The sequence below is a fragment of the Streptomyces sp. NPDC007264 genome, from assembly GCF_042869095.1.
Taxonomy (GTDB): Bacteria; Actinomycetota; Actinomycetes; order Streptomycetales; family Streptomycetaceae; genus Streptomyces.
Genome location: NZ_JBIAFD010000013.1, coordinates 111,103 through 124,936 on the forward strand (window position 1 = coordinate 111,103; position 13,834 = coordinate 124,936).

Below are 13,834 nucleotides of genomic sequence, written 5' to 3' on the forward strand. Positions count from 1 at the left end.
CGCCCGGTCCGCCCACCGCTCGAACCCCTCACCGCTCGAACCGGTACCCCATCCCCGGCTCCGTGATGAAGTGCTCGGGATGCGACGGGTCCGCCTCCAGCTTCCGCCGCAGCTGGGCCATGTACACCCGCAGGTAGTTCGTCTCCGTCCCGTACGACGGCCCCCACACCTCCTGCAGCAGCTGCCTCTGGCCGACCAGGCGGCCCGCGTTGCGCACGAGCACCTCCAGCAGATGCCACTCCGTGGGCGTGAGGCGTACGTCCTTACCGCCCCGGTCGACCTTCTTCGCGGCCAGATCGACGGTGAAGGACTCCGTCTCCACGATCACGTCCTCCTCGCCGCCCCCGGTCGGCTCGGCCCGGCGGACCGCGGCACGCAGCCGGGCCAGCAGCTCGTCCATGCCGAACGGCTTGGTGACGTAGTCGTCGGCGCCCGCGTCCAGCGCCTCCACCTTCTCGTCCGAGGAGTGCCGGGCGGACAGCACCAGGATCGGCACCCGGGTCCAGCCGCGCAGCCCCTTGATCACCTCGACGCCGTCCATGTCGGGCAGACCGAGGTCGAGCACGACGACGTCGGGATGGCGCGCTGCGGCGAGCTTGAGCGCGGTCGTGCCGTCGGCGGCCGCGTCGACCTCGTACGCGCGCGCCTTCAGGTTGATCACGAGGGCGCGTACGATCTGCGGCTCGTCGTCGACCACGAGCACCCGGGTCATGTCGTCTGCCTTTCCGGTTCGGCGAGTGGTACGGGCCCGCGCGGGCTCTCCGCGGCCCGGAGGGTGAGGACCATCGTGAGCCCGCCGCCGGGGGTGTCCTCGGCGTCGAGGCTGCCGCCCATGGCCTCGGCGAAGCCGCGGGCGACCGCGAGACCGAGGCCGACGCCGGCACCGCGCGGCGCGTCGCCGTGGCGCTGGAAGGGCTCGAAGATGCGGTCCTTGGCGTTGTCCGGGACGCCCGGGCCGCGGTCGACGACGCGGACCTCCACACGGTCGGCGAGGGCGCTCGCGGCGACCAGGACGGGCGCTGCCCGAGGGCTGTACTTGACCGCGTTCTCGACGAGGTTGGCGACCACGCGCTCCAGGAGGCCGGCGTCCACGGCCACCATCGGCAGGGTCTCGGGGACGTCCAGCTCCGCGCTGCCCTCGGGCACCCCGCCGAGCGCCATCGGCACCACCTCGTCCAGGTCGATCTCCCGGATCAGCGGGGTGACGGTGCCGGTCTGGAGCCGGGACATGTCCAGCAGGTTGCCCACCAGATGGTCCAGACGGTCGGCGCCCTCCTCGATCGCCGCCAGCAGTTCCGCGCGATCCTCCTGCGACCACTCGACGTCGTCCGAGCGCAGCGAGGAGACCGCCGCCTTGATGCCCGCCAGCGGCGTCCGCAGATCATGGCTGACGGCGGCCAGCAGCGCGGTGCGGATACGGTCGCCCTCGGCGAACGCGCGAGCCTGCTCGGCCTCCTGCTGGAGGCGCCGGCGGTCCAGGACCCCCGCGGCCTGCGCGCCGAACGCGGCCAGGACCCGGCGGTCGGAGGCGGGCAGGACGCGTCCGGACAGGGCCAGCGCCATGTGGTCGCCGACCGGCACGTCCACGTCCGCGTCCTCCGGCCGCGCGACCGGCGCGCCCGGGCCCACCCTGCCCGCGCAGGTCCACGGGTCGACGTCGCTGCTGCGCTCCAGCAGCGCCGCGCTCTCCATGCCGAAGGTCTCGCGCACCCGTTCCAGGAGCGCCTCCAGGCTGCTCTCGCCGCGCAGCACGCTGCCCGCCAGGAAGGAGAGGATCTCCGACTCCGCGCGCAGCCGGGACGCCTGGTGGGTGCGCCGAGCGGCCAGGTCCACCACGGAGGCCACCGACACGGCGACGGCGACGAAGATTGCCATGGCGACGATGTTCTGCGGGTCCGCGATCGTCAGGGTGTGGACGGGCGGGGTGAAGAACCAGTTGAGCAGCAGGGAGCCCGCCGCGGCCGAGGCGAGTGCCGGCAGCAGCCCCCCGAGCAGGGCCGCCGCCACCGTCAGCGCCAGGAACGCCAGCATGTCGTTGGCGAGGGCGGAGCCTGCGCCGGAGCCGGTGCCGCTGCCGCTGCCGGTGCTGGTGCTGGTGCTGGTGCTGGTGAGCAGGAGGGTGAGGAGCGCGGGGCCGGCCACGCCGACCAGCCAGCCGGCGACGATACGCGACCGGCCGAGCCGGGCGCCCCGGGCCACCGGCAGACCGCGCCCCTTGGCGGCCTCCTCGTGGGTGACGATGTGCACGTCGAGGTCGGGGCCGGACTCCCGGGCCACCGTGGCGCCGACGCCGGGCCCGAAGACGTACTGCCATGCCCTGCGGCGCGAGGAGCCGAGGACGATCTGGGTGGCGTTGGCCCCGCGCGCGAAGTCGAGGAGCGCCGTGGGGATGTCGTCGCCCACCACATGGTGGAAGGTGCCGCCCAGGGCCTCGACCAGGGTGCGCTGGACGGCCGGCTCCTTGGGCGAGCCCGGGGTCAGCCCGTCGCTGCGGGCGATGTGCACGGCCAGGACCTCGCCCCCGGCGCCCTTCTCCGCCAGCCGCACGGCCCGGCGGATCAGGGTGCGGCCCTCGGGGCCGCCGGTGAGACCGACGACGATCCGCTCGCGTGAGCCCCAGATGGCCGACACCCGGTGCCGGCTGCGGTACGCGGTCAGGTACTCGTCGACGCGGTCGGCCACCCAGAGCAGGGCGAGCTCGCGCAGGGCGGTGAGATTCCCGGGCCGGAAGTAGTTGGACAGGGCCGCGTCGACCTTGTCGGGCGCGTAGATGTTGCCGTGCGCCATGCGCCGGCGCAGCGCCGGGGGCGACATGTCGACCAGTTCGATCTGGTCCGCCCGGCGCACCACCTCGTCGGGCAGCGTCTCGCGCTGCCGTACGCCCGTTATCGACTCGACGACGTCACCGAGGGACTCCAGGTGCTGGATGTTGACGGTCGAGACCACGTCGATCCCGGCCGCCAGCAGTTCCTCGACGTCCTGCCAGCGCTTGGGGTTGCGGGAGCCGGGGACGTTGGTGTGGGCGAGTTCGTCGACGAGGGCCACCGCGGGGGCACGGCGCAGGACCGCCTCCACGTCCATCTCCGTGAAGCGGCTTCCGCGGTGCTCCAGTGCCCTGCGCGGTATCTGCTCCAGGCCGCGCAGCATCACCTCGGTGCGGGGCCTGTCGTGGTGTTCCACGACGGCCACCACGCAGTCGGTGCCCCGTTCGACACGGCGGTGGGCCTCGGCCAGCATGGCGTAGGTCTTGCCCACGCCCGGTGCCGCGCCGAGGTAGATCCGGAGCTTGCCGCGTCCCATGGCCTCATCGTCTTCCCGTCACGGCTGTGCACGCCGTGTCGACCTTAGGGTCCATCATCACGGCGGGCGGGGCGCGGGGCGTGAGGAGGGGTGCCCTTGACGAAACCCTGATGCCCGGGGGGCCGCCGCTCCCGGGGGGCCGCCGCTCCCGGGAGGGCGCGGCGGCGGCGAGGGCGTGCGGGCGCCGTGCAGCGGTCAGCCGGGGTTGTCCCCGTGGGTGAGTGTCTCCCAGGCGACGAAGAGGTTGTTGCTGCCGGCCGGGCGGTTCCGCTCGGTCAGCGTCTGGGTGTTGGTCATCGCGATGCCCAGACGGTTGTGCAGCGCGTTGTAGCCGACCTCGGTGACCGGACCGAGGCCGAGGGTGAGGGAGCCTCCGCACAGCCAGCTCGGTACGGCCGCGCCCAGCTGGTACTTCGACTGGAAGCCGAGCGCCTGCCGCAGCCGCTCGCCGACGTCGGTTCCGTACAGGTCCTGGCCCTGGATCCGGCTGGTCTCGGCGATGTGCGAGACGGCCGAGATGCCGTAGCCGGTGTGGGTGAGGTCGCGGCAGGTCTCCTGGGTGAGGCCGGTGACGAAGGTGGACTGCCCCTGCCAGTACTTGACGATCTTGTCCCTGGTGTCGAGGTTCTGCCCCGGGACCGTCCTGGGCAGATCGCCGTCGGAGGCGAGGTAGACGTACGCCGCCGTCCGCGTCCGGAACCTCGCCATCGCCGTGTCGTACGACGCCCTGTCCTCGAGGAAGACGGAGATGCCGACGGCGGCCTCCGTCATCGACAGCTCCCAGTTGCCGTTGGAGTGGGAGCCCCCGATCACCTCCGGCAGGTAGACGTCGCGGAGCATGGCGGCGAAGCGGTCCGCGTTCGCCCAGGCGCCGGCGTAGGCGTACTCGATGATCTCGGCGGCCCTGGGCCAGGAGGAACCCGCCCAGCCGGTCTGCAGGGGCGCGTTGCTGCCGGTGTGCTCCTCGAGGACGGCCGACCAGGCGTCCATGAGCTCGATGGACTTCTTCGCGTACCGCTCGTCACGGGTGAGGTACCAGACGAGGGCGTCGGTGTACGCGGCGATCGCGTCCTCGCGTTCGTCGGTGCAGCCGTGGTTCGGGTCGGAGTAGGAGCCGCACTCGACGGTGGCGCGGGGCTTCGGGGTGCGGTTGAGGTCGGCGTAGGCACTGGCCGTCATCTGGTCGAAGGCGCCCTTCCAGGGCTGGGCGCCGGCCTCGACCCTGCCGCGCGTGAAGTCGAGCTGGGCCCTGGAGACGGTGACTCCGGGGTGGACGAAGGCGGCGGGTGCCGCCTCGGCGCGCCGGGCCGCCGGCTGGAGCAGCAGACCGCCGGTCAGCGCGATGACCAGCGTCAGGAACAGTACGGCGGGCGACCCGCGGCGATGACGTGGGGGAGCAGCAGGCATACGGCAGCCATCCGTTCTCGTATGTGAACGATGGGCGCTCTTTTGAACGCTCGATGGCCGGAGAAGATAGGTACAGACCAAAGCCGGGTCAAGGGCCCCGACACAAAAAGGCCGCACCCCCCTGCCCAGGGGTGCGGCCTGCCTGATCGTGCTGCCCGTGACGGCGGTCAGCGGACCTCGGTGGTCAGCGGACCTCGGTGATCTCGGGTCCTCGCTGCAACTGGCCCATGCCGCCGGAGAACCGGGAGGCGCCCTCGTCCTGCTGCATGCCCTCCGGCACCATCTGGGCGTCGTTCGGCAGCTTCAGGACGATCGGGTCGCGCGGGGCCATCGGACCCTCGCCGCGCACCACGACCGTGTCCCGGAAGATCTGCTCCAGCAGCCCCGCGGCCTGCGGCTGCACGGCGCCCTGGCCGGAGATCACACCCCGCAGGAACCAGCGCGGACCGTCCACACCGACGAACCGCACGACCTGGAAACCGCCCGTGCCGTCCGGCAGTTGCACCGGCACCTGGGCGCGCAGCTCCCAGCCCAGCGGGCCCTCCACCTCGTCGACGATGCCGCCCTGCTGGGTGATGCCGGAGGCGATCTCCTCGCGCACCTCGCCCCAGATGCCCTCGCGCTTGGGTGCGGCGAACGCCTGAAGCTGGACGGCGCTGTCGCGCAGGACGACGGTCGCCGCCACGATCGCGTCGCCCGCGACCTCGACCCGCAGCTCCATCCCGTCCACTCCGGGCACGAACAGCCCGCCGAGGTCCACCCGGCCCTCGCCGGGCTCGCGGATCTCGGAGCTGTCCCAGGGGCCGTCGGGCCTGGGCTCCGGTTCGAGCCTCACGCGCTCCCGCTCGACCTCTTCCTCCGCCTCAGTGTCGACACCGTCGACGACCTGCTCGGCCTCGCCGGCCGCGTCCTCGGCGGCACCCTTCTTCTTGCGACGTCCGAACACGTCACTGTCCTTCCCGGTCGGATACGACCGAAGCGTATCGATTCCCGCCCGCTGCGCCGCCCACGGCGGCATGACCGCCGGTGGACCCGAAGCCCCCCTCGGCCCGCGCCGAATCGGGAAGCTCCGCGACCTCCTGGAAGCGGACCCTCTCGACCTGCTGGACGACCAGTTGGGCAATCCGGTCGAAGCGCTCGAACCGCACGGACTCGCGCGGGTCGAGATTCACCACGATCACCTTGATCTCCCCACGGTACCCGGCATCAACCGTCCCCGGGGCATTCACAAGGCCGACACCGCAGCGGGCGGCGAGACCCGACCGCGGGTGCACGAAGGCCGCGTACCCCTCGGGCAGCGCGACAGACACGCCGGTGGGCAGCACGGCCCGCTCCCCCGGCCGCAGCTCGCAGCTCTCGGTGGTGCGCAGATCGGCCCCCGCGTCGCCGGGGTGCGCATACGCCGGAAGCGGTACGTCGGGGTCGACGCGCCGGATCAGCACCTGCACGGCCCCACGGCTCACGGGTTCACCTCGAAGGCGCGGGCACGCCGCACCTGGTCCGGGTCGTCCATGACGGCCTCGATCTCCTGCGGGCGGCCGTGGTCGATGAAGTGGTCGACCTTCACCTCGATGAAGAGGGCCTGCGCCCGCACGGCGACGGGTCCCTCGGGACCGCCTATCCGACCGGTCGCCCGCGAGTAGATCTTCCGTCCGGACACCGCCGTCACCTCGGCCTCCAGGTGCAGGACGGTGTCGACGGGCACGGGCCGCACGAAGTCGGTCTCCAGCCGCCCGGTCACCGCGATGGTGCGCAGCAGCCAGTTCAAGGACCCGAGGGTCTCGTCGAGGGCGGTCGCGAGGAGCCCGCCGTGGGCGAGGCCGGGCGCGCCCTGGTGGGCGGACTGGACGGTGAACTCGGCGGTGAGGGACACCCCCTCACCCGCGCGCGCCGCCAGGTGCAGCCCGTGGGGCTGCTCTCCCCCGCAGCCGAAACACTGCCGGTAGTGCTCGCCGAGCAGTTCGCCCGGGGCGGGAGCGTCAGGGTGCCGTATCGGCGCCACGGCATCGGCGGGGGGCATCAGAGCTGCGGAATTACCACTCACAGCCGCAGACCTTACCCGCGCGTGAGCGGGGCGCCGACACCGTGCCAAGCTTGGGTCCATGCAGCTCTCCGCGACGCCGTACGAAGAACGCCTCACCGCGCCCCGTTCCTGGTGGCTGATGTGCCTCCTGGTCGGTGCGGCCGTCGGCCTTGTCCTGCTGCCCTTCGGCACGCTGCCGCTGCTCGGCGGCCTGGTCGGCGGCACGGCGGTGTCGGCGGTCGTGGCCAGCTCGTACGGGTCGGTCCGCATCCGCGTGGTGGGCGACTCGCTGATCGCGGGCGAGGCCAGGATCCCGGTGTCGGCGCTCGGTGACGCGGAGGTCCTGGACCAGGAGGAGGCCCGCGCCTGGCGCACCTACAAGGCGGACACGCGCGCGTTCATGCTGCTGCGCGCCTACCTCCCCAAGGCGCTCAAGGTGGAGGTCACGGACCCGGCCGACCCGACGCCGTACCTGTACCTGTCGACCAGGGAGCCCGAGCGGCTGGCGGCGGCGATCGAGGCGGCACGGGCGGCGTAGCGACCGGCTCGTCCCCGGCGCGGGCGGCGTCACGGACGGCCGCGAGAGGACACCGGAAGACCAGGAGACCGGAAGACCAGGAGACCGGAAGACCGGTCAGTGATCGGATCCGCCGACGTCGCCGCGTCCTTCGGGGGCCCCGCTCCCCTCGTGGCCTGCGCTTTTCTCATGGTCTACGCGTTCTTCGGCGCGTGCGCGCTCCTCGGAGCGTGCGCCTTCCTCGGAGCGTGTGTGTTCTTCGAGTTCTTCGAGTTCTTCGAGTTCCGGGGCGCGGGCCGGCGGCTCCAGCGGCGGTAGCCCGGACAGCGCCTCCCACGGGACCTGCGTTCTGCGCAGATCCCTGCGGATCCGCTCGGCGACCCGTTTGGTGTCCCGCCGGTTCATGACCGCCCCGACGGCCGCCCCCACCATGAACGGCATCAGGTTCGGCAGATCCCGCACCATGCGCTTCGTGATCTGCTGCCGCAGTTCGCGGCGCATCTGCCCGCCCAGGGCCGCGTCGAGCGTCGACGGCTTGGTCACGTCGATTCCGCGCTCCCCCGCCCAGGACCTCAGATAGGCCACGCTGCGCTGGGCGAGGCCGCCGGGCGGCCGCGCCCCGTAGACCTCGTGCAGTTCGGCTATCAGCTTCAGTTCGATCGCCGCGACGCCGGTGATCTCCGCGGCCAGTTCGGTCGGCATGGCCGGCGGCACGGGCAGCATCGCCGCCGCCCCGACCCCGGCTCCGACCGCGGCCGTCGCCCCCGCGGCGCCGGCGACGAGCTTGTCGGCGAGCTCCTCGGGCCCCAGCCCGGGGAACTGCCCGCGGAGCGTCCTGAGGTCCCGTACGGGTATCCGGGGGGCCGTCTCGATGATCCGGTCGGTGAGATACGCCAGGCCCTCCCTGGCCCGGCTGCCGCCCTTGCGGACGCCTTCCCTGATTCCGTCCCGGACGGCGGCCGCACGGCGTCGTGGCGGGGGTGCCGGGGCATCGCTCGGCACCACGGGCCCCCCAGGTGCCGTGGGGGCGTCTGCCGGTCGGAGCGGTTCGAGCGAGGCTGTTCCCCTGCCGGAAGAGCCTCGCTCGTCGTCACGCACGCCGTGGGAGCCGGAAGCCGGCCCCGAGTCCGCTCCCCGACGTGGGAAGCGGCGCTTCCGAGGAGGGGTCGAGCCGGTCACGGCCGACCCCGCCTCAGTCGCAGTCGCGGCAGATCGGCTGGCCGTTCTTCTCGCGGGCCAGCTGACTGCGGTGGTGCACCAGGAAGCAGCTCATGCAGGTGAACTCGTCCTGCTGCTTCGGCAGCACACGGACGGCCAGCTCCTCGTTCGAGAGGTCGGCGCCCGGGAGCTCCAAGCCCTCCGCGGCCTCGAACTCGTCCACGTCCACGGCGGAGGCGGACTTGTCGTTCCGCCTGGCCTTCAGCTCTTCAAGGCTGTCGGAGTCGACGTCGTCGTCGGTCTTGCGTGGGGTGTCGTAATCCGTTGCCATTTCGCTCTCCCCCTCTGGGTGTCTGCGTATGTCTCCAGCGCACGTAACGCGTGAGAGGGCGGACTTGTGCCCGCCTCGAGGCGGAGATTTTGCCTCACATCAAGGTCTGTTACTCAATCGACACCCAACCGGACTCCTCAAGAGTGATCGGGTTGGATGGCGAACCGGACCGTACACGGTCCCCGTGCCACACTTCAAAGGCATCTCACCGTGTACTTCCCGTGATCAGACCCCTGGAAAACATGGATTTTCCCGGGCCAACACGGGCAGAAAGCGTCACGGAGAGTAGATGGCCGGAAAGGCGCCCGTGTGATCGATCACACAGGATCCCACCGCTGGGCCGAGCTGAAAATTCCGCGTGAAGCGAACACCAGCCCGGATCGGCGGCAGGATCTCAGAGAGGAAGCGTGACGCGCATGGTCAGCCCGCCTCCTTCTCGTGGTTGCGCGGTGATGTGACCACCGTGAGCGCGCGCCACGGACCTCGCGATGGACAGGCCGAGGCCCACCCCCTTGTCGCTGCCGGTTCGCTCGGTACGCAGCCGTGTGAAGGGCTCGAAGAGGTTGTCGATCTCGTACGCGGGGACGACGGGACCGGTGTTGGACACCACGAGGACCGCCTGGCCGTGCTGGACCTCGGTGGTGACCTCCACCCAGCCGCCTTCCGGGACGTTGTAGCGCACCGCGTTCTGGACGAGGTTCAGGGCGATCCGCTCCAGCAGCACGCCGTTGCCCTGGACCACCGCCGGAGTACGCTCCCCGCGCACCTCGACGCCCTTGGCCTGCGCCTCGGCGTGGACCTGGTCGATGGCCTGGGCGGCGACCTCCGCCAGGTCGACGGGCTTGCGCTCGACGATCTGGTTGTCGCTGCGGGCCAGCAGCAGCAGCCCCTCCACGAGCTGCTCGCTGCGCTCGTTGGTGGCCAGCAGCGTCTTGCCGAGCTGCTGCAGCTCGGGGGACGCCGCGGGGTCGGACAGATGCACCTCGAGAAGCGTGCGGTTGATCGCGAGCGGCGTGCGCAGCTCGTGCGAGGCGTTGCCGACGAACCGCTGCTGAGCCGTGAAGGCCCGCTGCAGCCGCTCCAGCATGTCGTCGAAGGTGTCCGCCAGCTCCTTCAGCTCGTCGTCCGGCCCGTCCAGCTCGATACGGCGGGAGAGGTCCGAACCGGCCACCGCGCGCGCGGTGCGGGTGATCCGGCCCAGCGGCGACAGCACGCGGCCCGCCATCGCGTACCCGAACGCGAAGGCGATCACGGCGAGGCCGAGCAGGGCCAGCAGCGACCGGCTGAGCAGGTTGTCCAAGGCGTGCTGGCGCTGCTCGTTGACGCAGGCGTTCATGGCGTCGTTGAGCTCGCCGGCCGTCGTCTGGGACGGGAAGTTGCAGGTGTCGCTGACGACCTGGCCCGAGACGATCTTGAACGGCAGGTCACTGCCCACGTTGAGCGCGTGCGCCGCGAAGAGGTAGATGATCGACAGCAGCAGGATGCCGGCGATCAGGAACATGCCGCCGTACAGCAGCGTGAGCCTTATCCGGATGGTCGGACGCAGCCAGGGGAACGGCTCCTGCCTCCTGGGGTCCCACGTGGGCTTGGGCGGCGCCGTGGGCGGTGCGGGGGTCGAGGCCACGGGTATCAGATCCGGTATCCGGAGCCGGGCACGGTGACGATGACGGGGGGCTCGCCGAGCTTGCGGCGCAGGGTCATGACGGTCACGCGGACCACGTTGGTGAAGGGGTCGGTGTTCTCGTCCCAGGCCTTCTCCAGGAGCTGCTCGGCGGAGACCACGGCGCCCTCGCTGCGCATGAGGACCTCCAGGACCGCGAACTCCTTGGGGGCGAGCTGGATCTCCCTGCCGTCGCGGAAGACCTCGCGGCGGTTGGGATCGAGCTTGATCCCGGCGCGCTCCAGGACGGGCGGCAGCGGCACGCTGGTGCGCCGGCCGAGGGCGCGCACGCGCGCGATGAGCTCGCTGAACGCGAACGGCTTCGGGAGATAGTCGTCGGCGCCGATCTCCAGGCCCTCGACCCGGTCGCTGACGTCCCCGGACGCGGTGAGCATCAGCACGCGGGTGGGCATGCCCAGCTCGACGATCTTGCGGCACACGTCGTCGCCGTGCACGAGCGGGAGGTCGCGGTCGAGGACGACCACGTCGTAGTCGTTGACGCCGATGCGCTCCAGGGCGGCCGCACCGTCGTACACGACGTCGACGGCCATGGCCTCCCGGCGCAGTCCGGTGGCCACCGCATCGGCGAGCAGTTGCTCGTCCTCGACGACGAGTACGCGCACGTCGCTGTCCTTCCTGTGTCCACCCGCGCGGCCCGGTACGGGCAGCCCGCGGGCAGGTCTGTCGTGGATGAGACCTCCATCCTGCCCTTTTCGGCCATAAACCGGCTGTAAGACAGGTGCGGGGACCGGGTGCGGGCGGTCCGGGGACGCAGGAATGCGAAATTTTCTCGTGGTGTTGAGGTTTCCACGGAAGGAACAGGGGGGAGGACGGCTTTACACCCCGCGATCACGCTCTGCATCCGGCACACCACCATGTGGTCGGCCGCTCATCGCTTCCAACCAGGCGGGCGTGGGTGTCCGGCACCGTCGCCGCCCGGCCGGGGCAGCGCTGGGCACCCAGTGGAGACGTGATCGTCCCTTCCAGGGCACACCCCCGTGCCATCGACCCACGACCCAGGACGAGGGGGCGCAGCATGGACGCATTCACCGCAGGACTTCTGCAGCGCATAAGGGCGACCGAGTCCGACCTGACGCGGGCTCGCGAGACGGGCGACGACTTCCTCGCGGACGTCGAGCAGTCCGAACTCGACGACCTGCACCGTCTCGCCGCCGAGCACGGTGTGCAGGTCGGCGCGATCCGCGTCTGATCCGCTCGCCAGAACGGGGCCCCGGCAGATCCAGGCCGGGGCCCCGCTTCGTGCCCCGCCGCACATCGCGGCGGCCGCCGCCCGCATCCCGCACACCGGGGCGAGGCGGCGCCGGCCGGCTCAGTCGCGCCACGCCTCCAGTTCGTCCAGCCTGCGCTGGAGCTGTTCGAAGAGGCCCGGCGGGGCCGCCACGGCCAGGGCCGGTGAGAGCGGGTCCCCGGGGCGCCCACCGGTCAGGGCGCCCGCCTCGCGGGCGATGAGGTCGCCGGCCGCGTAGTCCCAGGGGTTCAGGCCCCGCTCGTAGTACGCGTCCAGGCGACCCGCCGCCACGTCGCAGAGGTCGATCGCGGCGGAGCCGCCCCGGCGGATGTCCCGCACCTCGGGGATCAGCCACCGGACCACCTCGGCCTGGTGTGCCTTGCGCTCGGCGAGATAGCCGAAGCCGGTGCCCACCAGGGCGAGGGCCAGATCGGGGGCCGGGCGCACGTGCGCGGGGCGGTCGTTCAGGAACGCGCCCTGCCCGCGGACGGCACGGAAGACCTCCCCGCGCGCGGGCGCGTGGACCACTCCGACGAGCGTCTCCCCGTCCTTGCGGGCCGCGATGGAGATCGCCCAGCTGGGCAGGCCGTACAGGTAGTTCACGGTGCCGTCGATCGGGTCGATCACCCACTGGACGCCGCTGCTGCCCTCGACGCTGGCCCCCTCCTCGCCGAGCAGGCCGTCCTCCGGCCTGCGGTCCGCGAGCAGCCCGGTGATCAGCTTCTCGGCGGCGATGTCCATCTCGGTGACGACGTCGATGGCGCTGGACTTGGTGGCGGCCACCCCCAGGTCCGCGGGACGCCCGTCGCGCAGGAAGGCTCCCGCGCGGGTGGCGGCGTCCAGCGCGATCTCCAGGAGTTCGGCCTCCAGCCCGTCGGACGGCTCGGACGGCTCGGGCTGCTCGGTCTGCTCGGTCACGGTGCTCCTCACGCGTACGGGCTGTCGGCGCCCGCGGCGGCGGGCTTGGGGGCGCGGGCGGGGCAGCAGCCCACCGGGCAGACGTGATGGCTCGGGCCCAGTGTGCCCAGGGCGCACGGGGTCGCCTGCTGCCCGCGCTCGGTCGCGGCGCGCTCGACGATCAGGTCACGGATCGCGGCGGCGAACCGGGGGTCGGCGCCCGCGGTGGCGGAGCGGCGCACCGGCAGCCCCAGCTCTCCGGCCTTCGCCGTCGCCTCCGTGTCCAGGTCGTACAGCACCTCCATGTGGTCCGAGACGAACCCGATGGGTGCCATCACCACCGCCGGGACCCCGGCGCCGTGCAGCTCCTCCAGGTGGTCGCAGATGTCCGGTTCCAGCCAGGGGATGTGCGGCGCACCCGAGCGCGACTGGTAGACGAGCCGCCAGGGGTGGTCGACTCCGGTCCGCTCCCGCACGGCGTCGGCGATGAGCCGCGCCACGTCCAGGTGCTGCCGCAGGTACGCCCCGCCGTCCCCGTGCCCCTCGACCGGGCCGGAGGTGTCCGCCGCGGAGTGCGGGATGGAGTGGGTGGTGAAGGCGATGTGCGCGCCGGCCCGGACGTCCTCGGGGAGGTCGGCGAGGGAGTTCAGCACGCCCTCGGTCATGGGCTCCACGAAGCCGGGGTGGTTGAAGTAGTGCCGCAGCTTGTCGATGCGCGGCAGCGGGAGTCCCTCGGTCTCCAGGGCGGCCAGGGCCGCCGCGAGGTCCTCGCGGTACTGGCGGCAGCCGGAGTACGAGGCGTACGCGCTGGTGGCGAGGACCAGGACACGTCGGTGGCCGTCGGCGACGATCTCGCGCAGGGTGTCGGTCACGTAGGGCGCCCAGTTGCGGTTGCCCCAGTAGACCGGCAGATCGAGGCCGTGGCCGGCGAAGTCCTTGCGGAGGGCGTCGAGGAGGGCGCGGTTCAGGCCGTTGATGGGGCTGACCCCGCCGAAGAGGAAGTAGTGCCGCCCCACCTCCTTCAGGCGCTCCTTGGGGATGCCCCGGCCCCGTGTCACGTTCTCCAGGAACGGGACCACGTCGTCCGGGCCCTCCGGGCCTCCGAACGAGAGGAGCAGCAGGGCGTCGTACGGGCTGGCGTCGAGTGCGTCGGGCATGTCTCCGATCCTGCCACCCGCCGCCGACCGCGCTCCCGCCGCCCGCCCGTGCCGCCGGGAGTTCACCGGGCGGCGGCCCGGCAGGAGGGCGGTCGGGTACCGGCGGAGCCCGACCCGTTCGAACACTGGCGCGAA

At 72.0% G+C, this 13,834-nt stretch carries 14 protein-coding genes; 2 read left to right on the forward strand and 12 right to left on the reverse strand.

What is annotated here, in order from left to right; all coding sequences use genetic code 11:
• Positions 1–28 precede the first annotated feature (28 nt).
• The 6 genes from ACFYMU_RS22790 to ACFYMU_RS22815 all read right to left on the reverse strand — a co-directional run bounded on the left by ACFYMU_RS22790 (position 29) and on the right by ACFYMU_RS22815 (position 6,751).
• Positions 29–712: a response regulator gene (locus tag ACFYMU_RS22790; protein WP_388376027.1), complete on the reverse strand. Its 684-nt coding sequence runs from the start codon at positions 710–712 to the stop codon at positions 29–31.
• A complete protein-coding gene (locus ACFYMU_RS22795) occupies positions 709–3,300 on the reverse strand; it encodes an ATP-binding protein (protein ID WP_388376030.1) in 2,592 nt (863 codons plus the stop codon). Before ACFYMU_RS22795 ends, ACFYMU_RS22790 begins: the two co-directional genes overlap by 4 nt.
• A gap of 195 nt (positions 3,301–3,495) precedes the next feature.
• Positions 3,496–4,707, reverse strand: a complete 1,212-nt coding sequence (locus ACFYMU_RS22800; protein ID WP_388376033.1) for an alginate lyase family protein — start codon at positions 4,705–4,707, stop codon at positions 3,496–3,498.
• 184 nt (positions 4,708–4,891) lie between these two features.
• On the reverse strand, positions 4,892–5,653 hold the full coding sequence (locus ACFYMU_RS22805) for a DUF3710 domain-containing protein (RefSeq protein ID WP_388376036.1): 762 nt from the start codon (positions 5,651–5,653) through the stop codon (positions 4,892–4,894).
• Between the two features lies 1 nt (position 5,654).
• Positions 5,655–6,149, reverse strand: a complete 495-nt coding sequence (gene dut / locus ACFYMU_RS22810; protein WP_388376242.1) for a dUTP diphosphatase — start codon at positions 6,147–6,149, stop codon at positions 5,655–5,657.
• 17 nt (positions 6,150–6,166) lie between these two features.
• Entirely contained in the window at positions 6,167–6,751 is a 585-nt protein-coding gene (locus tag ACFYMU_RS22815) for a PaaI family thioesterase (RefSeq protein ID WP_388376039.1), read from the reverse strand.
• A 58-nt stretch (positions 6,752–6,809) separates the two neighbouring features.
• Here ACFYMU_RS22815 and ACFYMU_RS22820 point away from each other — a divergent pair, with 58 nt between their 5' ends.
• Positions 6,810–7,268, forward strand: coding sequence for a DUF3093 domain-containing protein (locus ACFYMU_RS22820; RefSeq protein WP_388376042.1), 459 nt, complete (start codon positions 6,810–6,812; stop codon positions 7,266–7,268).
• Positions 7,269–7,364: 96 nt separating this feature from the next.
• On the opposite strand, the gene ACFYMU_RS22825 is transcribed toward ACFYMU_RS22820, so the two are convergent.
• The 4 genes from ACFYMU_RS22825 to ACFYMU_RS22840 all read right to left on the reverse strand — a co-directional run bounded on the left by ACFYMU_RS22825 (position 7,365) and on the right by ACFYMU_RS22840 (position 11,019).
• Positions 7,365–8,426 carry a hypothetical protein gene (locus ACFYMU_RS22825; RefSeq protein WP_388376044.1) on the reverse strand — a complete coding sequence of 354 codons (1,062 nt, stop codon included), beginning with the start codon at positions 8,424–8,426 and terminating at the stop codon, positions 7,365–7,367.
• A gap of 13 nt (positions 8,427–8,439) precedes the next feature.
• Positions 8,440–8,736 carry a DUF4193 domain-containing protein gene (locus ACFYMU_RS22830; RefSeq protein ID WP_003993510.1) on the reverse strand — a complete coding sequence of 99 codons (297 nt, stop codon included), beginning with the start codon at positions 8,734–8,736 and terminating at the stop codon, positions 8,440–8,442.
• A gap of 394 nt (positions 8,737–9,130) precedes the next feature.
• Positions 9,131–10,360 (reverse strand): sensor histidine kinase, encoded by a 1,230-nt coding sequence (locus tag ACFYMU_RS22835; protein WP_388376047.1) that lies wholly within the window; start codon positions 10,358–10,360, stop codon positions 9,131–9,133.
• Between the two features lie 5 nt (positions 10,361–10,365).
• Entirely contained in the window at positions 10,366–11,019 is a 654-nt protein-coding gene (locus tag ACFYMU_RS22840; RefSeq protein WP_069778299.1) for a response regulator transcription factor, read from the reverse strand.
• 413 nt (positions 11,020–11,432) lie between these two features.
• Between ACFYMU_RS22840 and ACFYMU_RS22845 the strand changes: the two genes are divergently transcribed.
• Positions 11,433–11,606 (forward strand): hypothetical protein, encoded by a 174-nt coding sequence (locus ACFYMU_RS22845; RefSeq protein ID WP_388376050.1) that lies wholly within the window; start codon positions 11,433–11,435, stop codon positions 11,604–11,606.
• A 120-nt stretch (positions 11,607–11,726) separates the two neighbouring features.
• On the opposite strand, the gene ACFYMU_RS22850 is transcribed toward ACFYMU_RS22845, so the two are convergent.
• On the reverse strand, positions 11,727–12,563 hold the full coding sequence (locus tag ACFYMU_RS22850) for an inositol monophosphatase family protein (RefSeq protein ID WP_388376053.1): 837 nt from the start codon (positions 12,561–12,563) through the stop codon (positions 11,727–11,729).
• Positions 12,564–12,571: 8 nt separating this feature from the next.
• Positions 12,572–13,699, reverse strand: coding sequence for a ferrochelatase (locus ACFYMU_RS22855; protein ID WP_388376056.1), 1,128 nt, complete (start codon positions 13,697–13,699; stop codon positions 12,572–12,574).
• Between the last annotated feature and the right edge of the window lie 135 nt (positions 13,700–13,834).